At 44.7% G+C, this 21,468-nt stretch carries 23 protein-coding genes; 17 read left to right on the top strand and 6 right to left on the bottom strand.

Annotated elements, in window-relative coordinates:
* The coding region (locus VM802_RS15460; protein WP_325532034.1) for an HAD-IB family phosphatase at positions 1-1,404 on the bottom strand (1,404 nt) is incomplete at its 3' end.
* Between the two features lie 209 nt (positions 1,405-1,613).
* The gene (locus VM802_RS15455; protein WP_325532032.1) at positions 1,614-3,446 is read right to left on the bottom strand and encodes an ABC transporter ATP-binding protein; all 1,833 of its coding nucleotides are present in this window, start codon (positions 3,444-3,446) and stop codon (positions 1,614-1,616) included.
* 214 nt (positions 3,447-3,660) lie between these two features.
* Here VM802_RS15455 and rbfA point away from each other — a divergent pair, with 214 nt between their 5' ends.
* Positions 3,661-4,041 carry a 30S ribosome-binding factor RbfA gene (rbfA, locus tag VM802_RS15450; protein ID WP_325532031.1) on the top strand — a complete coding sequence of 127 codons (381 nt, stop codon included), beginning with the start codon at positions 3,661-3,663 and terminating at the stop codon, positions 4,039-4,041.
* Between the two features lie 5 nt (positions 4,042-4,046).
* Positions 4,047-5,270, top strand: a complete 1,224-nt coding sequence (locus tag VM802_RS15445; RefSeq protein ID WP_325532029.1) for an FtsX-like permease family protein — start codon at positions 4,047-4,049, stop codon at positions 5,268-5,270.
* A gap of 70 nt (positions 5,271-5,340) precedes the next feature.
* Here VM802_RS15445 and VM802_RS15440 read toward each other — a convergent pair whose 3' ends face one another.
* Positions 5,341-6,177, bottom strand: a complete 837-nt coding sequence (locus VM802_RS15440) for a transketolase (RefSeq protein ID WP_325532027.1) — start codon at positions 6,175-6,177, stop codon at positions 5,341-5,343.
* A 162-nt stretch (positions 6,178-6,339) separates the two neighbouring features.
* On the opposite strand from VM802_RS15440, the gene VM802_RS15435 reads away from it, so the two are divergent.
* Together VM802_RS15435 and frr are read left to right on the top strand one after the other, a co-directional pair.
* Positions 6,340-7,479 (top strand): glycosyltransferase family 4 protein, encoded by a 1,140-nt coding sequence (locus VM802_RS15435; protein ID WP_325532025.1) that lies wholly within the window; start codon positions 6,340-6,342, stop codon positions 7,477-7,479.
* A 126-nt stretch (positions 7,480-7,605) separates the two neighbouring features.
* Positions 7,606-8,169, top strand: coding sequence for a ribosome recycling factor (frr, locus tag VM802_RS15430; RefSeq protein WP_325532023.1), 564 nt, complete (start codon positions 7,606-7,608; stop codon positions 8,167-8,169).
* A 50-nt stretch (positions 8,170-8,219) separates the two neighbouring features.
* Here frr and VM802_RS15425 read toward each other — a convergent pair whose 3' ends face one another.
* Positions 8,220-9,095, bottom strand: a complete 876-nt coding sequence (locus VM802_RS15425) for a DMT family transporter (protein ID WP_325532021.1) — start codon at positions 9,093-9,095, stop codon at positions 8,220-8,222.
* Positions 9,096-9,216: 121 nt separating this feature from the next.
* On the opposite strand from VM802_RS15425, the gene VM802_RS15420 reads away from it, so the two are divergent.
* The 13 genes from VM802_RS15420 to VM802_RS15360 all read left to right on the top strand — a co-directional run bounded on the left by VM802_RS15420 (position 9,217) and on the right by VM802_RS15360 (position 19,422).
* Positions 9,217-9,963 carry a PPK2 family polyphosphate kinase gene (locus VM802_RS15420; protein WP_325532019.1) on the top strand — a complete coding sequence of 249 codons (747 nt, stop codon included), beginning with the start codon at positions 9,217-9,219 and terminating at the stop codon, positions 9,961-9,963.
* Positions 9,964-10,038: 75 nt separating this feature from the next.
* On the top strand, positions 10,039-10,461 hold the full coding sequence (gene mscL / locus VM802_RS15415; RefSeq protein ID WP_325532017.1) for a large conductance mechanosensitive channel protein MscL: 423 nt from the start codon (positions 10,039-10,041) through the stop codon (positions 10,459-10,461).
* Positions 10,462-10,545: 84 nt separating this feature from the next.
* Complete coding sequence (locus VM802_RS15410) at positions 10,546-11,490, top strand: DUF3078 domain-containing protein (protein ID WP_325532015.1); 945 nt, start codon at positions 10,546-10,548, stop codon at positions 11,488-11,490.
* 136 nt (positions 11,491-11,626) lie between these two features.
* Complete coding sequence (locus VM802_RS15405) at positions 11,627-12,418, top strand: segregation and condensation protein A (protein WP_325532013.1); 792 nt, start codon at positions 11,627-11,629, stop codon at positions 12,416-12,418.
* On the top strand, positions 12,411-13,319 hold the full coding sequence (locus tag VM802_RS15400; protein WP_325532011.1) for a helix-turn-helix domain-containing protein: 909 nt from the start codon (positions 12,411-12,413) through the stop codon (positions 13,317-13,319). The genes VM802_RS15405 and VM802_RS15400 overlap by 8 nt, the downstream gene beginning before the upstream one ends.
* 98 nt (positions 13,320-13,417) lie before the next feature.
* Positions 13,418-14,290: a pirin family protein gene (locus tag VM802_RS15395; protein WP_325532010.1), complete on the top strand. Its 873-nt coding sequence runs from the start codon at positions 13,418-13,420 to the stop codon at positions 14,288-14,290.
* Positions 14,291-14,327: 37 nt separating this feature from the next.
* The gene (locus tag VM802_RS15390) at positions 14,328-14,855 is read left to right on the top strand and encodes a YceI family protein (RefSeq protein ID WP_325532008.1); all 528 of its coding nucleotides are present in this window, start codon (positions 14,328-14,330) and stop codon (positions 14,853-14,855) included.
* Positions 14,856-14,858: 3 nt separating this feature from the next.
* A complete protein-coding gene (locus VM802_RS15385; protein WP_325532006.1) occupies positions 14,859-15,488 on the top strand; it encodes an NAD(P)H-dependent oxidoreductase in 630 nt (209 codons plus the stop codon).
* 176 nt (positions 15,489-15,664) lie between these two features.
* A complete protein-coding gene (locus VM802_RS15380) occupies positions 15,665-16,075 on the top strand; it encodes an OsmC family protein (RefSeq protein ID WP_325532004.1) in 411 nt (136 codons plus the stop codon).
* A 189-nt stretch (positions 16,076-16,264) separates the two neighbouring features.
* Entirely contained in the window at positions 16,265-16,978 is a 714-nt protein-coding gene (locus VM802_RS15375; RefSeq protein ID WP_325532002.1) for a pirin family protein, read from the top strand.
* Between the two features lie 102 nt (positions 16,979-17,080).
* Positions 17,081-18,151: a mechanosensitive ion channel family protein gene (locus tag VM802_RS15370; protein WP_325532000.1), complete on the top strand. Its 1,071-nt coding sequence runs from the start codon at positions 17,081-17,083 to the stop codon at positions 18,149-18,151.
* A gap of 3 nt (positions 18,152-18,154) precedes the next feature.
* The gene (locus VM802_RS15365) at positions 18,155-18,868 is read left to right on the top strand and encodes an HAD-IIB family hydrolase (protein WP_325531998.1); all 714 of its coding nucleotides are present in this window, start codon (positions 18,155-18,157) and stop codon (positions 18,866-18,868) included.
* 179 nt (positions 18,869-19,047) lie between these two features.
* Entirely contained in the window at positions 19,048-19,422 is a 375-nt protein-coding gene (locus VM802_RS15360; RefSeq protein WP_325531996.1) for a hypothetical protein, read from the top strand.
* Positions 19,423-19,427: 5 nt separating this feature from the next.
* Here VM802_RS15360 and VM802_RS15355 read toward each other — a convergent pair whose 3' ends face one another.
* Positions 19,428-20,573, bottom strand: a complete 1,146-nt coding sequence (locus VM802_RS15355; protein WP_325531995.1) for a PAS domain-containing protein — start codon at positions 20,571-20,573, stop codon at positions 19,428-19,430.
* Positions 20,574-20,669: 96 nt separating this feature from the next.
* Positions 20,670-21,468 (bottom strand): 2Fe-2S iron-sulfur cluster-binding protein (locus tag VM802_RS15350; protein ID WP_325531993.1); only part of this gene is annotated, 799 nt, incomplete at its 5' end.

Raw genomic sequence — 21,468 nt, 5'->3', positions numbered from 1 at the left:
CTTACTGATGGCGGGCAACTTGATTCCAAATTTTGAAGGGCTGGCCTGAGCAATATCCAGTAATGGTGCAAGTGATAATCCGCTAATGATTTTATCGGCAACCTTTTCTACATATGCACGTTGATACTGTGGACAAAATGCAACACCAATTCCGGCTTCTGTAATTAAACTGGTATCGTTTCTTCCATCGCCAACATAAATAATATTCTGTTGATTGATCTGATATTGTTGGGTGATGTAGGAATAGATGCGGCTTTTACAATAAGTATCCTCTTTCATAAAATAATCAGCAACCGTCACTTCTCCGGTGGCCACGCTGTTTACGAGATGTAGTTTGTTGGCAAACACGAAATCCATTCCCAGCTTATTTTTGATATGCCGTGCTACGGTGCCGAAACCATCTGTTACGAGGCCGCAGGCATAACCTCTCTTCTTCAGTTCCCGTACCACTTCGCGGATTCCTGGCACTAGTGGAATAGCGTCTGCTACTTCCAGGAGTTCTGCGATATTACGGCCTTCGAACAATGTTGCAGTGAGTTGTAATCTTGTTACAGGATCTTTTTCGGTGTTTTGTATATGCAGCAGTTCATCTTCATGATCAAATGCTGTTGCTGCCCACTGCAGATAGTTTTGTGTGAATACGGCGTGATCAAGATTGAAGATGACCATCTTCTGCAGTTTGTCGATAGATTCGAGGATGGAGTATTCCATCTGTTCCCGGATAAGATTGATATTCCCGAGTGTTTCAAGATTTTCCTGGGGAATATTTTCGGCTTTACGCAAAATGGTCCGGGATACTTCTCTTGACATTTTGCTAAGCTGCTCCCAGGTTTGCATGGCATTTTCCACTTTACCGATATTGGCTTCCACGATACGTGCCCCCAGATGGTGCATATCTATCAGCAGGCCAATATCCACTCCGTAATCATTTTCAAACATGACTTGTTGCAGTAATGATTTACGTGCTGCTATCATGCCGCTGAGCGGTTGCTGAAAATGAGCGAGATCGGGAAAGAGTATACTCAGCAGTGGTTTCGCAACCAGCTGAGTGACCCTGCCGGCCTGTCTTTCGAAATATGATTTGACGAAATCAGCTTCATCGCGCTCAATAGGATCAGTGAGCAGGTCAATGATATTATCAGGATAGGTAAGAATGTCGCCATCTACATATGCGATGATATCATGGCGGGCTGCCATCATGCCTTCCCGCATGGAGATACCTTTTCCGCGCTGACTGCTGGTAATCACCCGTACATGTTCCTTCATTGCTTCTTCTACGGTATTATCTGTAGAATTATCATCAACTACAATGATCTCGATCTTACGGCTTGTCTTCTTTACGGTTTTTATTACCTGACGTATGGTAGCACCTTCGTTTAATACAGGAATTACGACAGAAATCATAGGAGCGCTATGTTTAATGGTTAAACAATAAGACTGTTACACAGAACCTGTTGGCATATCCTATTGGATATTACAAAAACGGTACCAACAAAGGGGGGGTATCCGTGAAGATTATGTTATGAAGATGCGCGCTGGTACTATATAAGCACGAAAAAGTCCCGGAGTTATCCGGGACTTTTTATATTCGTATAATCCTTAACGTTATAGTTTTATTTAAACTCCTGCATTTCTACCAGTTTATGATAGATGCCGCGTGCAGCGATAAGGTCATCGTGTGTACCCCGTTCTTTTATTTCGCCATGATCCATTACGATGATTTCGTTAGCGTGTTGGATTGTGCTTAACCGGTGTGCTATCACAATGGTGGTGCGGTTTTGCATGAGTTTGTCGAGAGCGGCCTGCACCAGTTTTTCTGATTCGGTATCGAGAGCGGAAGTAGCTTCATCGAGTATCAGTATGGGAGGATTTTTAAAGATGGCTCTGGCGATGGTAAGACGTTGGCGTTGTCCGCCGCTGAGTTTCAGGCCGCGGTCGCCAATTGTGGTGTTGTAGCCATCTTCCAGCTGGTCAATGAATTCGTGCGCGTTGGCAATTTTGGCTGCTTTTATTACGGCTTCTTTATCGGCATCCGGATAACCAAAAGCGATGTTATTAAATACGGAGTCGTTGAAGAGGATTGCCTCCTGTGACACGATGCCGATCATTTTGCGCAGGTCGTCGAGCTTGATGTCGCGTATATCGGTGCCGTCTATACGAATTGCGCCGGTGTTAACATCATAGAAGCGTGGCAACATGTCTGCCATTGTTGATTTGCCGGCGCCGCTGCGGCCCACCAACGCAATCATATGGCCTTTCCTGATGGTAAGATTGATATTACTCAACACATTCTGTTGTTCATATCTGAAGAATACATGATCGTATTCGATATTGCTGTTGAAAGCGTCCATTGCTTTTGCACCGGGCTTTTCTTTAATCGTTACGGGAGTATCCAGCACATTGAAGATTCTTTCACTGGCTACAATACCTCTTTGCATGGTAGTGATAGCTGTGGAGATATTTTTGGCTGGCTGCATGATCTGTGAGTAGAAAACCAGGTAGGTCATGAAGGTAGCGCCGGTGAGCAGGTCGTTACCATTGAGTACGAGGGTGCCGCCATAAATAACCAGCACGATCACCACAATTACGCCCAGTATTTCTGAAACGGGGGAAGCAAGTTCGCGCTGATTGAACATGGCCTTGCTCACTTTGACGAAGCGGCCGTTTACTTCTCCGAATTTTTTCTGCATAAAACCTGCTGCAGTAAAGGATTGTATAATCCTTATTCCTCCGAGTGTTTCTTCTGAAACGTTCAGGATTTTACCCAGCAGCTCCTGGCTGAACCAGCCTTTCTGTTTGAGTTTTTTGGAGATATAGGAAATCAGGATGCCTGATACCGGAAAGAATACGATGGTAAATAAAGTGAGTTTTACGGAGATGTAGAACAGTGCTGCAAAGTAGCCCACAATAATGAACGGGTCGCGCAGGAGTATCTGTATGGAGCTGACAACAGATACTTCCACTTCCTGTACATCGTTGGTCATAGTAGATAAAAGGTCTCCTTTCTGTCTTTCACTGTAAAAGCTGAGCGACTGTTCTGTAAATTTCTTATAAAGATCTGTACGTAACCTTAGCAGCACGCTCATCTTCAATCTTGTCATCACTCTGGAGCTCATATATCTTCCGAGGTTGGCTACGGTGATGCATACCCCGATAACAGCGCAAACAAAATACAGGGCACTTTGTTTGGTGCCGCTGGCTTCGATGAAGTGATAGAAGTAATAATTGAAAAGGTCTACGAAATAGCTGATGGTAAAAGAGAAAGTGGGATGAACAAGAGCAGCCTTGTTTTCTTCCACCTGCTGAAAAATCACGGTGAGCAATGGTATCAGCATTGCAAAGTTTACCATTCCGAAAATGATACCTACAAAAGTGTAGATAATATATTCCGGTAGGTAATGGTGCAAGGGAGTGGCGTACCTGAGTAATCGCTTGAAAGTATTCATTCCTGGTGCTTTAACGCTTGGCTTTTAATAAGCATGCAAAAATAGTATAATTACTTGACCCTGTACCTGTATTATATGTATTATAGTCAATCTTTCGGGGAAATGGTTAATTTCGCGTATAATAGGCATATGCAGTCTGATTCCTGATCCGGCCGGGGTAAGGCAGGGAGGACAAGCGCAGCAGCCGGTTTATTAACGATTAAAACTGAATGAGATGCAGGAAACAAAAAGGCAAAAACAAATAGGACAATTAATCCAGGAAGAGCTGAGTGATATATTTCAGCGTATGGGTTTTAATGTGATTGAGGGGGGGATGATCTCCGTGGCTGCCGTTAAAATGACGCCTGACCTGCTGGAAGCGAAAGTATATCTGAGTTTGTTCCAGATAAAGGATAACAACGAGATGCTGGAACGTATCAAGGAAAGAATGGGCGAAATAAAGAAGTCGCTGGGGATACGCCTGGGCAAACAATTGCGCCGCATTCCTGAATTGTCCCTTTTCCAGGATGATACACTGGAGTATATATTCAAGATGGAGGACCTGTTTAAAAAGATTAAGGATGATGACGCTAATATAAAGGGCGAAAATAAATAGCAGGAATGATCTGGCAATTTGCTTCCCGATACTTCAGCGCTAAAAAGTCTACTAATGCGATCAATATTATAGCATGGGTGAGTGTGGCGGCGATTGCAATAGGTACTGGCGCACTGATTGTGATATTAAGTGTATTCAATGGGTTTGAAGGGCTTGTAAAGTCGCTCTACTCTTCATTTTACCCCACATTGAAGGTGGCGCCAGCCACTGGTAAAACGATAGTACTGACTCCTGATCAATTGAAAGAAATTGGCCGCACGGCTGGTGTTGCACATTATTCAGAAGTGATAGAAGAAAAGGCGGTACTCCGTTATGGAGACGAGCCTACAATTGCTGTGCTGAAAGGTGTGGACAGCGGGTATAACAATGTAACAGATGTGAAGAGTAACATTGTACGCGGGCGATTTGATACGGGTGATAGTGTGGCTTATCGTGCGGTGCTGGGTTTGGAGCTGGAGGGAGCTTTAGGGGTTGATGTGGTGCATAGTCTTGCACCTGTTACGGTTTATGTACCCAGGAGGAACGTGAACGCTTTTGTGACCCTTGAAGATGCTCTGAACAATGGGATTCTGTACCCGACCGGCACATTTGCGATCCAGCAGGAGTTTAACAGTAAGTACATTATTACTCATATTAATTTTCTGCGTGGTCTGCTGGAGCTTGGTAATAATGAGATGTCGGCGCTGGAGGTCTCCATACGGCCGGGAGCTGATGAACAGGTGGTGAAGAGCAGGCTGCAACGTTTACTGGGAGTCCAATATAAGGTGCAGACGAGATATGAACAGAATCAGTCATTATATGCGATTATGCAAACGGAGAAATGGGTAGTGTATGTGATTCTCAGCTTTATTATGATCATTGCAGCGTTCAACATGATAGGCTCATTGTATATGCTGGTATTGGAGAAGCGGAAAGATATTACCATTCTTAAAGCTATGGGGGCGAGGAAGTGGCTGGTGATGCGGATATTTCTTGCAGAAGGGTTGATTATTGCGGGGATTGGTGCATTGTTGGGCTTTGTGCTGGGGGGCTTATTCTGTTTATTGCAACAGCGTTACGGGCTTATTAAGCTGGAGGGTACTTCTTTTCTTGTGGACGCTTATCCTGTGAGCATGCACTTCTCTGACTTTGTGTTGGTATTGGTTACGATTGTGGTGATAGGGCTTGGGGCCAGTTGGTATCCGGCCAGGAGAGCGGCTGAAGGAGGGATGGAGCTGAATAGTTATTAATAGCAGATAATACTATAAAGAGAAAGGAGCTGGTTTTCGCCGGCTCCTTTCTCTTTATATCAATTTTTTATTAGTAGTCTCCGAGTGTTTCCGGCAGTTGGGCCAGTGCTTTTGCGAGTTGTTCGTCGCTGGGAGCGATACCATGCCATTCGTGATGGCCTTCCATGAAATCAACCCCCTGCCCCATTACGGTTTTCATGATGATGGCGATGGGTTTGCCTTTACCGGTGAGGCTTCTGGCTTTTTCCAGGGTAGCTACTACCTCATCCATATCATTACCGTTCATGTGCAGTATGTGCCAGCCAAAGACTTCAAATTTGGCGGCTACGTCACCGAGGCCGGCTACATCGTTCGTTGTGCCATCGATCTGCTGACCGTTAAGGTCTATGGTGATGATAAGATTATCTACTTTATGATGGGGTGCAAACATGGCTGATTCCCATATCTGGCCTTCTTCCAGTTCTCCGTCTCCGTGGAGGGAGAAGACCAGGCTATTGTCGTTATTGAGCTTTTTAGTGAGGGCAGCACCAATTGCGACGCTCATGCCCTGGCCGAGAGATCCTGAAGCGATACGTACACCTGGGAGGTGTTCGTGTGTGGTAGGATGTCCCTGCAGGCGGGAGTTCAGTTTACGGAAAGTGCTCAGTTCCTGAACCGGGAAGTACCCTGACCTGGCCAGTACGCTGTAAAATACCGGGGAGATATGGCCATTGGAAAGGAAAAACATATCCTGACCACGACCATCCATGTCAAAAGGTTGCGGGGAGTGCTTCATTTCCTTGAAATACAAAGCAGTTAAGAAATCTGCGCAACCGAGTGAACCGCCTGGGTGGCCACTCTGAACGCCATGTACCATTCGTACAATATCTCTTCTGACCTGGGTAGCAATATCCTTGAGCTGTGGCATGATACTTGTTATTTTTTGTGCCGCAAAACTAATCGAATTTCGTGGAGTTTGTTGGCGTTGAACTTTTTTTTTGCGCGCTCAAATTATCAAATTTCCTGATTTTTTTAGCGTTTCTATACACATTTCGTTGAAATTAATATCTTTGCAAAATAAGCCCCACTAATGGAGAATGTATTAATTGCTACAGTCCTGAGTTTTGTTGTGACCTATTTTTCGATTCCGATACTCATTCGGGTAGCGGAGTTAAAACATTTGTACGACGAACCAGATGAAAGGAAGGCGCATAAACAGCGTATACCCACATTAGGAGGAATCGGCTTTTTCTCCGGGTTTATTATTGCTGCTACGATCTGCGTACCTTCCATGCCCAATTCGCCTTTCCAATATATGTTGGCGGCATTTTTCATCATTTTTATGGTTGGGATGAAGGATGACATTGTCGGATTGTCTCCCTTTAAAAAGCTGATCGGTCAGTTGATGGCCTCTTTTGCAGTTATCTACCTCGGTAATCTGCAAATTACCAGTATGTACGGTTTTCTGGGGATCAACGAACTGCCTCCCAACGTCAGCCTGATACTCACCTATTTTACGTTTATTGTAGTTATTAATGCGTTTAACCTGATTGATGGGGTTGACGGGCATGCAGGTAGTATAGGCCTGTTAGTTAGTGCCCTGCTCGGCGCTTATTTCCTGCACGTGGGAGAAATCACTTATGCAGTGCTGGGCTTTGCACTTGCTGGTGGTCTCGCGAGTTTCCTGATCTACAATATCTCTCCTGCAAAGATCTTTATGGGGGATACCGGTTCCCTGCTGATTGGGCTGGTAAACACTGTGCTGATATTAAAGTTCATTGATGTGGCTGGAAACCCTGCGGGAAAAATGCCTATTGGGGCAACTCCCGGGGTAGCTGTAGCTATACTGATTGTTCCGTTGTTTGATACGCTGAGGGTATTTGCAGTGCGTATGTTGCAGGGCAGGTCTCCTTTCTCCGCAGACAGGAATCATATACATCACTACCTGCTCGACCTGAAATTGAATCATAAGCAAACTACTCTGGTGTCGGTGAGTGTCAATGTTCTGTTTATAGCGTCGGCCTTTCTGCTGCAGGGTATCGGCACAACCTGGCTGACAATATCAGTAGTGAGCGCCGCCACCGTCTTTACCGGCATGCTTTACCTGGCCAGGAAGCGGAAGCTATCTATAAAACCTGCGGTAACAACTATTACTCAGCCTGCAGGCCAAACAGCATCACCTCCGAAAATACTGCGTGTAACCACCAACGGTGTATTACAAGACAAGTAACCACGGCTTAAGGATATTTTACCTAACAAAGGCTGCCATCGCAGCCTTTGTTGTTTTATTATTGAACCCTTCCTTTGACGATTAAAAGAAAACCTGTAGGTTTGCAGGCACTTAACTATTTATGTTATGCAAGATGATCTAACGCTTATCATGGATGATTCAGCAGACTCGATGAAGAAAGCCATCGGTCACCTCGAGCTGGAACTCACAAAAATCAGGGCCGGTAAAGCCAATCCTCAGATACTGGATGGCATTACTGTGGACTACTATGGCGCTCCTACGCCCCTTAGCCAGGTAGCGAATGTAAGTGTTGCCGATGCTCGTACCCTGACTATACAACCTTGGGAGAAAAACATGCTGCAGCCTATTGAAAGGGCTATTATAGCAGCAAACATCGGCATCAATCCACAGAATGACGGAGTAATTATCCGCCTTTTCCTTCCACCACTCACTGAAGAAAGAAGGAAGGAATTTGTAAAAAGGGTAAATGCTGAAGGTGAGACGGCGAAAGTAGCTATCAGGAACATTCGCCGTGATGGTATCGAGGCTATCAAGAAATTACAGAAAGACGGTTTGAGTGAAGATACCGCTAAAGATGCGGAAGGAACCATTCAGCAGCTTACAGATAAAAATATTGTGCTCATAGACAAGCACTGTGAGGTAAAGGAAAAAGAGATCATGGCTATTTAATGATCTGACAGATTTAAGAAATGCGTTCCGCCATAACGGGACGCATTTTTTTATGCCTGCCTGGCTCTGTTGACAAGGTATACCCCCAATAATATTACTCCCATACACAATACCTGCATCCATGTTATCGGCTCATTGGCCAGCAGCCCCCAGCCTATGGCCACTACCGGTAATGCATATGCGACCAGAGAAGCAAACATGGAACCCGCGCGTTTGATCAGCAGATAGAACAATACGGCCGCTACTCCTGTTCCCATCACACCCAATACCAGGCCCGCTGAAAGAGAACGCCATGGCGCTGTTTCCGTGGTGAACTGAGGAAAGAAATTACTAAAGAGCAGTACCGGAAATGAGAGAAGTCCGCAAAAGAACATGGCTACAGATCCCAGCTGCAGCGAAGGGAATCCTTTCAGGTGATGATGTACCAGACTGATATTTATTCCATAGCTTATTGTTGCAAGCACCACGAGAAATCCATAATACCAGTGACTGTTAGTATCAATACCCTTTGAGCTGAAAAGTACCACCACGCCAGCCAGGCCAACAGCTATACCTGTAAGCTGTGCTTTTCTGATTGGTTCCCGGAAGAGGAAGAATCCTGCCAGTAAGGCCATCAGGGGAGTAAGAGAATTGAGTATTCCGGCAAGTGAGCTGTCGATCTCTGTTTCAGCCAGGCAGAACAGAAAAGCCGGAAGACCATTCCCCAGTATCCCCGATAAAAGGATGACGGGGAGTTTATTGGCTGGTATTTGTCGTATAGCCGTGGGGAAAAAAGGTAGTAGTGCGATACCTGCAGCTACGAGCCGGAGGCTGGCAACCTGGTATGGTGTGAAAGCTTCGAGCCCGATCTTCATCAGAATAAATGAGCTACCCCAAGTCAGCGAGAGTAGCAGAAAAACGCCCCAGTGGGCCAAGCGATTATTCAAGATGGCATTTATTTAAGTGCACAAAGTTCAATATATAACCGGATTAAAGCAAAAATTAAATATGATCAGGGCAACACTTATTGCTTGATTTTGTTAAATTTAGAGACAAGAATGCAAATACATGAGTAAGATAAAGTTGTCAACCATCAGCACTACCGCTCCAAAGAAACTGGACAAAGAAAAGATCAAGGCTGAAACCCAAAGTATTTTACAAGAACTGGATGAGCTCCAAAATGTTCTTTATGCCCAGCACAAATACAGTGTGCTGATGGTGATACAGGGAATGGACGCCAGTGGAAAAGACGGGGTGATCAGAAAGGTGATGGGATCCCTTAATCCACAGGGATGTACGGTACACTCTTTCAAAGCACCTACCCAGGAAGAAAGTGATCATGATTTTTTATGGAGAGTACACATGCATGCTCCGGGAAAGGGTATGATACAGGTGTTTAACCGCTCGCATTATGAAGACATTCTGATCCAGCGGGTGCATAAGTGGATCGATGATAAGACCGTTTATAAAAGGATGCAGGCTATCAATGATTTTGAAAAACTACTAGCGGTACATAACAATACGCAGATTCTGAAATTCTACCTGCATGTTTCCCAGGAAGTGCAGCTGCAGCGACTTACAGAGCGCACAGAAGATCCTCGTAAAATGTGGAAGTACAATGAAAACGATCTGAAGGAAGCCAAACTATGGGACAATTATATGGAGGCTTATGACGACGCCTTCAATAAGTGCAGTGATGTGCCCTGGATCATTGTGCCTGCGGATCATAACTGGTATAAGGAGTATATAGTGGCACTAACGTTACGGGATACACTGAAATCACTGAAGCTGAAATACCCCCGGTTGAAGAAATAATCAATTAGTAATGAACTAGTTCCATATTAAGCGTTATTTTTGCGCCTGTATTATTAACCACAAAAAATTTGCAATATGTCGTTCATCAAAGAGTTTAAAGAATTTGCCATGAAAGGCAATGTAATGGACCTTGCGGTGGGTGTTATCATTGGAGGTGCCTTCGGAAAGATCGTTACATCCCTGGTAGATAATGTGCTTATGCCCCTTGTAGGACTCTTTACTCAAGGCAAAAACTTTAATGACTACTTTGTCCTGCTCGACAAAAGTAAAGGCGAATTTGCCACGCTGGCGGATGCAAAGGCAAAGGGTGTAGCTGTATTTGCTTATGGCGCTTTCATCCAGAGTATTATCGATTTCATCATCATTGCATTCTGCGTTTTCCTGCTCGTGAAATTCATGAACAGGATTTCCAAGAAGAAAGACGAAGCCCCGGCGGAGCCTACTACTCAGGAAAAGCTCCTTATGGAAATACGCGACGAGTTAAAAAAATCCAGATAGATAACCTTATTTCCCTGTATCCAGCTCTCTGTTCTTCAGGGAGCTGGATATTGTGTTTATATTAAAATTTAAAAAAATCAGCTAATGAAAAAATTTACTTTATCCATTGCCTGTTGTTTACTGTGCTTCTTTACGCTGCAGGCGCAGAATGACTGGATGAAGAAAGGCCGGGAAGGCGCCTTGTCAAACATTAAAAAAGACAAAAATGATACGGTTCCAGCACTCTGGAGGAAAGGGTTGAATCTGAATATCAATATCAACCAGGGAACCCTTACCAATTGGGCTGCTGGTGGTGATAACTTCACTTTTTCTCTCGGATCAACAGTATATGCCTGGGCATTTTACAAAAATGGCCGCCGCTCCTGGGATAACGTGGCGGATCTGGCTTACGGCTACATTAATACCACCAGTCTTGGGGCCCGTAAAAGCGATGACCGTATAGACCTCACGTCAAAATATGGTTATGAGATTGGCAAGAACTGGTATGTAAGCGGACTGGTGAACCTGAGAACGCAGTTCAGTGATGGTTTCATTTACCCGGCTGACAGTGCACCTTACCTTTCTTCCAGGTTCTTCTCCCCTGCCTACATTTTGGTATCTCCGGGCTTCGACTATAAGCCTGTGCCGGAGTTCTCCCTGTTTCTGTCGCCTGCAACTTCCCGCTTCGTGGTGGTAATGGACGACAGGCTCTCTAAACAAGGTGCCTATGGTGTGGATACCGGTAAGCACATGAAATATGAGATAGGCGCTTATTTATCAGCCAACTATATCAAAACTGTTGTGAAGAATGTAACCTACAAGGGACGGCTGGACCTCTTTTCTGATTACCGCCATAATCCGCAGAATATTGACGTGTTTTTCACCAATGCCCTGGAATTCAAAGTCAACAAATGGATATCCGCCTTGCTTACCTGCGACCTGATCTATGATGATGATGTAAAAGTGTTCGAAAACAAGAAAACGGGTGTTAAAGGGCCGCGCCTCCAGGTGAAACAGGTGCTGGGTATAGGTTTCACGGCGAAGTTCTGATTAGCGGGATTTTTATTAATTTTGATAGCACGCAAAGGCGCAGAGAACAGAGCTGCCGGTACTGTTTTGAAAATTTTTGCGGCTTCATGACCTCGCGCTTTTGTGTGTTTTATCGGGAATCTCTAAATATCATTGCGTGAGCGAACAAGTAACCTATAAGATCAAATTACCGCAGTTCGAAGGGCCTTTCGACCTGTTGCTGTTCTTCATAGAACGTGATGAGCTGGATATTTACAACATTCCTATCAATACTATCACACAAGAATTCCTTGACTACATTCATCATATCGAATCGCTGAATATAGAACTGGCCAGTGAATTTATTCTTTTTGTATCCACCCTGATGCGTATCAAGGCTAAGATGCTCTTGCCCCGTAAGGAACTGGACGAACAGGGTAATGAGATTGATCCGAGGATGGAGCTGATAGACAAGATCCTGGAATATAAGCGATACAAGCAGGCTGCCGCTGAACTCGCTGAAATGGAAGCTGAGCGTATGTTACAGATTAAACGCGGTAACATTGCAAAAGAACTGGCGGAAATTGGCGAGATAACCAGCGAAGGCACCGAAATACAGACCCTTACGCTCTTCAAGCTTGCACAAACCTTTGAGAAGGTAATACAACGGGTGAAGGCCCGCGATAATAAACCCCAGCACGTAGTTTATAAATATGACTACACGATGGAGGGCTCCAGGATGTATATGGAGGAGCTGGCCCGCGCGGAAAGGACACTTGCCTTCGAAAAAATATTCGACCATTGTAAAGACCGCATACATGCTATCTTCCTGTTTCTCAGCATGCTGGAACTGGTACAGATGAAGCATATGGGTATTATGGTGGGAGAAGGAAGAAATAACTTTATTATAGAATACATAGACCCGGCCGACAGGGAGGAAGAACCTGCCGGAACTTTAATAGATGGCTGAAAAACGTGATAATATCGGGATTATTTCCCTTCCAGCATATGCACAGATAAATCCCACTTTTGTGGTGTCCGGCTTATGCGAGCTGGGCAACAGTTTTTTTAGCCAGATCGGAGTACCCCACCGGCACGACTTCTATACCATCTACTGGATCAAGAAAGGAACGCTGTTACATACTATTGATACTACGACTCATGAAGTGAAGAAAAACACGCTGTTTTTCCTGGCACCGGGGCAGGTACATACGCTGCAGATGAGTGAAAGGATTGAGGGATATATGATTGCTTTCCAGGACGCCTTCATGTGTCTTAAAGATCAGGCGGAGACTTCCGGTATCAACTCTGGTCTTTTCTTCAACAGTCAGTTCAGCAGCGTTATCACGGTAGATGCGGAGCAATCCATAGACCTGGAAGCCATTGTACGGCTGATGCTGAAAGAACTGACCATGCGCGAGGCGGAATACGAAATGGCCTTGCATGGACTGTTACGTTATTTCCTGGTGCTGGTATCACGTATCAAGGGCGCCAGCATTGGTATTACACCAGAGCAGCACGCAGCGCATAACAGCTCTTTCTTCCTGAAGTTCAAAAACCTGATAGAAGAGAAATACCGCGAACTGAAAACAGTTTCCGACTATGCAGCCCTGCTGCACATCAAACCCGTACTGCTGAATGAAATCAGTAAACAGTTGTCTGGTATCACTGCCGGAGAGCATATCCGTAATCGCGTGATCCTGGAAGCACAGCGATACCTTTATAATACAGATCTCACAGCCAAGGAGATCGCCTACAAGCTTGGTTTTGACGACCCTCATTATTTCAGCCGCTTCTTTAAAAAGTACACTTCCCAGAGCCCTTCAGAGTTCAAAGAGGCCTCCCGCGGCGTTAGTTCCCAGGTGATATAAGCATGTTTTTGAAAAAAGTCCATCACTTGCGATGTTTTATCCATTTTGGATAGCTGTTGCAACATGTACTTTTGTGTAGTCTTTAGGAGGACATAAAAATGAAAACAACAAAACATGTAAGTCAGATTTTACAAGCTCCCGCTCCACATATGGTGGGTGACGGATTCAGGGTACATAGTGTTCTTTCCGGTGGCACACACACGGTGAACAATAAGATAAGCCCTTTCATTCTGATGGATTATGGCGCTCCTGCGTATTTTCCTCCCACCAACAAACCGCGTGGTGTGGATCAGCATCCCCACAAAGGATTTGAAACAGTGACGGTGGTGTATCAGGGAGAACTGGAGCATCGCGATTCTACCGGCAGCAAAGGCAAACTGGCCCCTGGTGATGTGCAGTGGATGACTGCAGGTGCAGGGATCGTACATGAAGAAAAACACGAAACTGAATTCAGCAAGCGCGGTGGTAAGGTGGAAATGGCCCAGCTCTGGGTGAACCTTCCCAAAGCATATAAAAATACCAAACCAGCTTACCAGAACCTCACCAAAGCGGACATCCCGGTAGTAAAGCTGGGAGACGAGAGTTATCTCAGGGTAATTGCAGGTGAGTTCAATGACGTGAAAGGTGCTGCCAGTACGTTTTCTCCGGTGAATGTATTTGATGTGAAATTGAAGAAAGGCGATAGTGTAACTGTATCTCTTCCTCAACATTTCAATACTTCCATTGTGATGTTGCATGGAGAGGCAGATATAAACGGAAGTGTGGCCAAAGCTGTAGAAACTGTGATGTTTGAACAGGATGGTACTGAGATCAATATCACTTCACTGGATGATGCTGCGATGCTGATTCTTAGTGGTGAGCCCATCAATGAGCCTATCGTTGCCTACGGTCCGTTTGTGATGAACACCGTGGAAGAAATCAACGAAGCCATCGATGATTATAACGCCGGAAAAATGGGATACCTAAACTAATACTAATTAAATCTATAACTACTAAAACTAAAAAGATATGACTACCTGGAAAATTGACGCATCGCACAGTGATGTGCAGTTTAAAGTAAAACACCTGATGATTACTACTGTAACAGGACAGTTTGCCAAGTTTGATGCAACCATGCAGACGCAGGACAACGATTTCAGCACTGCCAACATCACATTTGAAGCTGATGTGGAGAGCATCTCCACTCAGAACGAACAACGTGATCAGCATCTGAAAGCAGCTGATTTCTTCGAAGCGGATAAATATCCAAAGCTGACTTTCGTTTCGAAAGGAGTGAAGAAAGTAGACGATGATAATTATAAACTGGTAGGTGATTTAACTATCCGTGACAACACCCGCCAGGTAGAACTGAACGTGGAATTCGGCGGTGAGGTGGTAGATCCCTGGGGTCAGACCAAAGCGGGCTTTGAACTGAGCGGAAAGATAAACCGTAAAGAGTTTGGTCTTACTTTTCATGCAACTACAGAAACAGGTGGTATCCTGCTTTCCGACGAAGTGAAATTACTTGCAAGCGTACAGATGATAAAACAACAGTAAGTCATGGATATTCTTGAGAAATTAGAGTGGCGCTATGCCGTGAAGAAATTTGACAGCTCCAGGAAATTAACGAAGGAACAACTGGACCGTGTGATTGCAGCAACGAGATTGTCGGCTTCTGCATATGGTTTGCAGCCTTACAAAATACTGGTGATTGATAATCCGGAGATACGCGAAAGGTTGAAACAGGCTTCCTGGAATCAGCCACAGATAACAGATGCATCGCAACTGGTGGTATTTGCAAGATATGCCGATTTAAAGCCATATCACGTAGATGACTATACGAATAATATAGCTAAGACACGTAACGTAAATCCGGAGGATCTGGCAGGATTTGCCGGCATGATGAAGGGAACAGTAAACAGTCTGGACGCTCAGGGTGCTGCTGTTTGGACATCTAAACAGGCGTACCTGGCACTCGGCACATTGTTGACGGCCGCAGCAGCTGAAGGTATAGATGCCTGTCCAATGGAAGGGTTTAATGCGTCTCAATACGACGAAATACTTGGACTCAAAGAGAAGGGGCTTGCCTCCGTAGTGATAGCTGCCGTTGGATTCAGGGCTGCAGATGATCAGATGCAGCATGCAAAGAAGGTACGTAAACCTGTAAATGAACTGGTAGAAATAATATAAGAAGGGTAAAAGAAGTATCAGACGAACCTGATTACAGCGGAGATTGTAATTGCATATAAAGATGAGAAAACCATTCAGTATCACGCTGAATGGTTTTTTCGTTTTTATCTTCTCTTTTTTATGTAATTTGGGCCTCCACATGGATTAATCACCTCAAATAATAAACATTACTTAATATGAAAAGATTTGCATCCGCCAATTGGCAAGGCACCGGAAAAGAAGGTAAAGGTACACTGACGTCACAATCAACTGTACTGGACAAGACACAGTATTCTTACAGCAGCCGTTTTGAAGAAGGTGTTGGCACCAACCCTGAAGAACTGGTAGCTGCGGCTCATGCCGGTTGCTTCACTATGAAGCTCAGCTTTGTGATCTCCGGTGCAGGTTTCACTCCTGGTAACATTGATACCAAATGCACGATCGCTCTGGAAAACGGTGCTATTACTTCCAGCCACCTCGAGGTGAAAGCCAGCGTTCCCGGGCTGACTGCAGAGCAGTTCGCTGAAATGGCCGCTGATGCAAAAGCTAACTGCCCTATCAGCAAACTGTATAACACTGAAATCACCATGGATGCGACTTTGGTTTAGTCGTGATTTTTGTGATTCTTCAGATGAGCGAAAACTAATATTCAGATAAAGCGAAGAACCCGTTTAGTGTTTATCTAAACGGGTTCTTCGCTTTTATTTCATGTTCTGTCCACGGTTTTCAACATTTCATCCATTTATTTCCACTATGTTAATTACGATCTTTGCATTGTTATAAAAGGAGAATTGATTATGCAAAAGATTATTCATAAAGCAGGTACAAGAGGGTATGCTAATCATGGCTGGCTGAAGAGCCATCATACATTCAGTTTTGCCAATTATTATGACCCGTCAAGGATCCATTTCGGCGCATTGCGTGTGTTGAATGATGATGAGGTGAAGGGCGGAATGGGCTTCGGTGCGCATCCTCATGACAATATGGAGATTGTTTCCATTGTGCTGGATGGTAGCCTGGAACATCGTGATAATACGGGCAGGCATGAAGTGATCCGTAAGAATGATGTGCAGGCGATGAGTGCCGGTAAAGGCGTTGTTCACTCTGAATTCAACGCATCGAAAACAGATGATGCGCGCTTTCTGCAGATATGGGTTTTTCCTAAAGAAAGAAATATTGAGCCGCGTTACGATCAGCGTACTTTTGATCCTGCAACGCGTGAAAATGAAATGCAGGTGATAGTAGCTCCTGATGGCAACAATGGTGCGTTGCAACTCCATCAGGATACCTGGTTTACGCTGGGTAAATTTGATGAAGGCCACGAAGTTGAGATCAGTTCTAAGTTTCCCGGCAGTGGTAGTTATCTTTTCCTGATCAGTGGTGAAATTAAAGTGGCAGATGAAATATTGCAGGCACGGGATGCCATTGGTATATCTGATTATAATAACATAACAGTGAAGGTATTGAAACCGGCAGAGTTTTTGCTGATTGATGTTCCAATGATGAACTAATCACATACTGCTATATATTAACCCATTATATTGAAGGAAGATCAGCCGTAGCTGGCTGGTCTTTTTTATTTTATTTTTTGAAGTATTTAAAAACCATTATCCATGAAATCCTTACTGGAGCAGACTTACTGGGGAAACACCGTGCAGAATTATTTTATTGCCCTTGGAATTTTTGTAATACTTACGGTAGTAGTTTTTATTTTGAAGAGAATGCTGTTAAACCGATTGAAGAAATGGGCATCCGGAACAGACAGTAAAACTGACGATTTCATTATTCGCGGCGTGGAGCGTAAACTGGTGCCGCTGCTATATATTGGCGCCTTGTATGCCGCTATACAACCATTGAACATTGCGCCCAGGCAGGACAGGTGGATACATGTTTTCTTTTCCATCTGCATTACATTGTTTATTGTCAGGATGATCACTTCACTGCTGCAGTATTTGTTTGTAAGTTATCTTTCCGGTCAGGAGAGAGGTGCAGAGAAGGCCAAGCAGATTAAGGGTATTATGATTATTGTTTCTACGTTGATATGGGTAGTGGCTTTGTTGTTTCTACTCAACAACTGGGGATACAATGTAACTACTTTCATTGCGGGTCTCGGTATTGGTGGTATTGCCATCGCCCTGGCGGCGCAAACTATACTGGGTGATCTTTTCAGTTACTTTGTTATCTTTTTCGACAGACCTTTTGAGATTGGTGATTTTATTGTGATACAGGATAAAAGCGGAACTGTGGAATATATTGGTATTAAGACAACCCGTTTGCGCAGTATCAGCGGAGAGCAGCTGGTATTTTCCAATACAGACCTTACCAATTCGCGTGTACATAATTACAAACGTATGGAACGGAGACGGGTGGTATTTAAATTCGGTATTCCGCTTGGTACAGCCAAGGATAAGCTGGCATTGATTCCTGAGTTGGTAAGGAAAATCGTTACCGGTTTGCCGGACACAACATTTGACAGATCACATCTACAGGGATTTGGCAGTTCAAGTTTTGATTATGAGAATGTGTTTTATGTGCTGGGCAGCGATTACAACCTGTATATGGACAGACAGCAGGCGATCAATCTGCAGTTGATTGAAGCATTCAGGCGGGAAGGTATTGAATTTGCATTTCCTGTACAAACAGTATATCTTAACAACCAGACCGCAGTACAACAAAAAAACTAGCACATGTTATTAGCAACAGACCTGGATGGTACTTTCATTGGAGGGACGGCAGAAGACAGGGAAACATTATACGACATTATACGTAACAGCCGGGATATACAACTTGTGTTTGTAACGGGAAGGGGTATACGAAGTGTGCTCACTTTGCTGGAAGACGTTTCTATTCCGCGTCCTGAGTTTATTATCTGTGATGTGGGCGCTACTGTCACGCACCTGGCATCGCTGGCGGCAGTTGAGCCTGTTCAGTCGGGCATTGCAAAGTTATGGCCGGGAGAACAGGTACGTGAAGTTATGAAAAGCGTAAAGGGGTTGTTGCACCAGGAGGCCCAGCAGCAGTATCGTTGCTCCTATTACTACGATGACGCTACTGATATAGAAGCGGCCCGCGCTGCTGCAGATACGATGCAATGTGATCTTATTTTATCGGCTGGTAAATACCTGGATATATTGCCCAAAGGAGTGAATAAGGGGAATACGTTGCAGCAGTTACTGGAGGTGTTGGCTTTGCCGCATCAGCATGTGTTGGTAGCAGGCGATTCCATGAATGATTACTCTATGTTTGAAACGGGATTCAAGGGGGTGGTGGTAGGCGATTCGGAGCCCGAACTGGTAGCACGCACCGCCGGGATGCCGCAGGTGTTACATGCTGCCCGGAGTGGCGCTGGTGGCATTCTGGAGGCGATGGAATATTTTCCGGAGTTTGGTATTTATTTGTAAAACAGTTTAAAAGTTGTGTGGAAAGTTATGAGGGCGGCATTGAAAAAGGTTGTAACTTAGGATCAGGTCTTTTATCATAAAACCGGAATAGGTTAGTATTAAATGGATATTGAAACGGCGTTTGGGATAATGATGAGATGCGTTTTATTCATCATTTTAATCTGATAAATCAATACACCATGGAAATTACAACACAGCCTGATCTGATGGATCAGATCAATTCCTGGAAGGAAGAAGTGAACGATGTAAGAGGTGAAGTGAGAATGATGCGGGAAAGATTGGAACAGATTGTGCTCAGCCACGCTCCCAGGGAAGTAATGACACAGGTTGAGCATTTTGAAAACCGTTTTCTGCGCCAGCGCGAAGTTGCTGATGAAATGTTCCACGATATAAAGCAATGCGGCAAAAAGATCTCGAACGAGCCACAAAGAGTAGTACATGACGACCGCCCGGTTGACGACTACGATACCATGCAGCGCCGCATGGAGATTTTCCAGAAGTTATTTGCAGAACTTAAAGACGATTTCAACCACTTCATAACGCGTGACCTGTAACCCGGTCAGAGCATATGTTTAGCTTTGGTTTCTATTTTGTGAATGATGTCATCCAGTTGTTGAGTAGACTGGTGTAGCCAATCCATGAGCCTTGAGTTAAGATGGATATCCTTGTTACTCTTGTCGAACAGGTTGGTGATACTGAGAATAGAAACAACAGGACGGCGTATTTCGTGAGAATTGATCCATGCAATCTCACGCAGCACTTCGTTGCGTTCTTCCAGTTGTATTGCCTGTTTCACATGCATATCGATATCCTGTATCATACCAATCATGCGGGTAGGCACGCCGTTTTCATAAATGATGAAAGCGCGGTCAATAACGTATTTATAACTACCGTCACCGCAAGCAAAGCGGTATTGTTCAGACCAGTTGGAATTGAATGTGAGCATACTTTGCTCAAGCGAGGCCAGCACCTTGCCTCTGTCTGCCGGATGGAGGTTACTTTTCCACCAGCCGATGATATCTCCGCTGTCAGGTGGAATGTGCATGAAGAGCTTTTCCAGCCCGTGACTCCAGCTGACGGTATTGTTGAGCAGGTTCCGGTCATATACAGCGTCGTTGGTAGCTTGTGCCAGCAGTTCGTACCTGACGCCCAGCTGATGTGCTTCCCTGGCCTTTCTCACCTGGGCATCCACATCGATAGCCATGATAAACCGTGCATCTTTCCCGTAATAGGTGGTAGAGTGGGCATATATTTCAACAAAGAAGTTAGTGCCATTTTTCTTGCGATGCTTCCAGATACCGCGATATTCTACCCCGTTGCAGCGCTCGCGGATATTTTCCATCAAAGCGTCCACTTCTTCTTTTTCCCGTATATCCGTTAGTGTTAGATTGCGGAATTCGCTTTCGGTATAACCATATTTCTCAACAGCAGCCTTATTGACGGCCATAAACTTCAGGGTTGGTTTTTCATATATCCACATGGGGATAGGATGATCATTGAATAGCTGCTGGTATTGAATTGTGTGGTAAGTTTTCCGGATAAGAGAAATGAGGATAATAATAAAGGCGATTGCTGACAACGCTTCAGCAGCGATCAGCCATTTTATCTGCACAGCATTATCTTCCGCAGTGATCAGATTGGCATTGATACCAATGATGATACTGAGAAGAAACAGGCATCCAAGTTTCAATGGGGTGGTTCGCATGACCAGATTTTGTATAATAAGTTAACAAAAATAATTGCAATGTAAAAACGATAGCATCAAAATTATTGATTGCTATCACTGTTTATATGGTGATTTTTACAATTCAATTATTACTTCGTCACTTTCCGGGTAACCTACGCATGTAAGCACCAGTCCTTCAGCGAGCTCTTTATCTGTGAGCACTTTATTGACAGGCATCCAAACTTTACCACTTACGCACTGTGCTGTGCATGATCCGCATACGCCGCCTTTGCAACTGTAAGGCAGTGCCACATTATGCTCCAGGGCATAACTGAGGATGGTCTGGTTAGCGGGTATAGCTAAATGAAATTCTTCACCGCGTGAACGAATAGTCACCTGACGCGTGGTGGTGTCTGTTGGCAGCTGTATTTTCGCGAGTTTAACATCTGTATTAACTACAAAATTCTCCTTGTGCAGCTGATGTTCCCGGAAGCCCATAAATGTAAGGGTGAGCAGAATGGTGCGCATATAATCCGGTGGTCCGCAGAGAAAGAACATTGCATCCTGTTTATTGAAGCGCAGATGTTCATTGACGAGGATTTCCAGGATGATGTTGTTGAGTCTCCTGTAAACGTGATGGCTGTCGGGGTCGTTACTGAAGAGATGAAGGATCTGCAGTTGCTGACGATGCATTTGCTGCAGAGACTGCAGCTGTTCGTAAAATATAGTCTGATGCGGAGAAGGGCTGCTATAGATCAGGGTAACTTTCGCGGTGGGTTCATTGACCAGTATTTGCTTCAGCAGCGAAAATACGGGTGTAATTCCGCTTCCGGCGGCCAGCAGGAATATATCCCTGGGAGTGGTAACGGGCTCCAGTAAAAAGCGGCCTGATGGCTCGAGGGTAGTAATGGTATTTCCTATTTTCCAGGTGCGC

Source organism: Chitinophaga sp. (assembly GCF_035538455.1).
GTDB lineage: Bacteria > Bacteroidota > Bacteroidia > Chitinophagales > Chitinophagaceae > Chitinophaga.
This window is presented reverse-complemented; position numbering and strand designations above follow the sequence as displayed.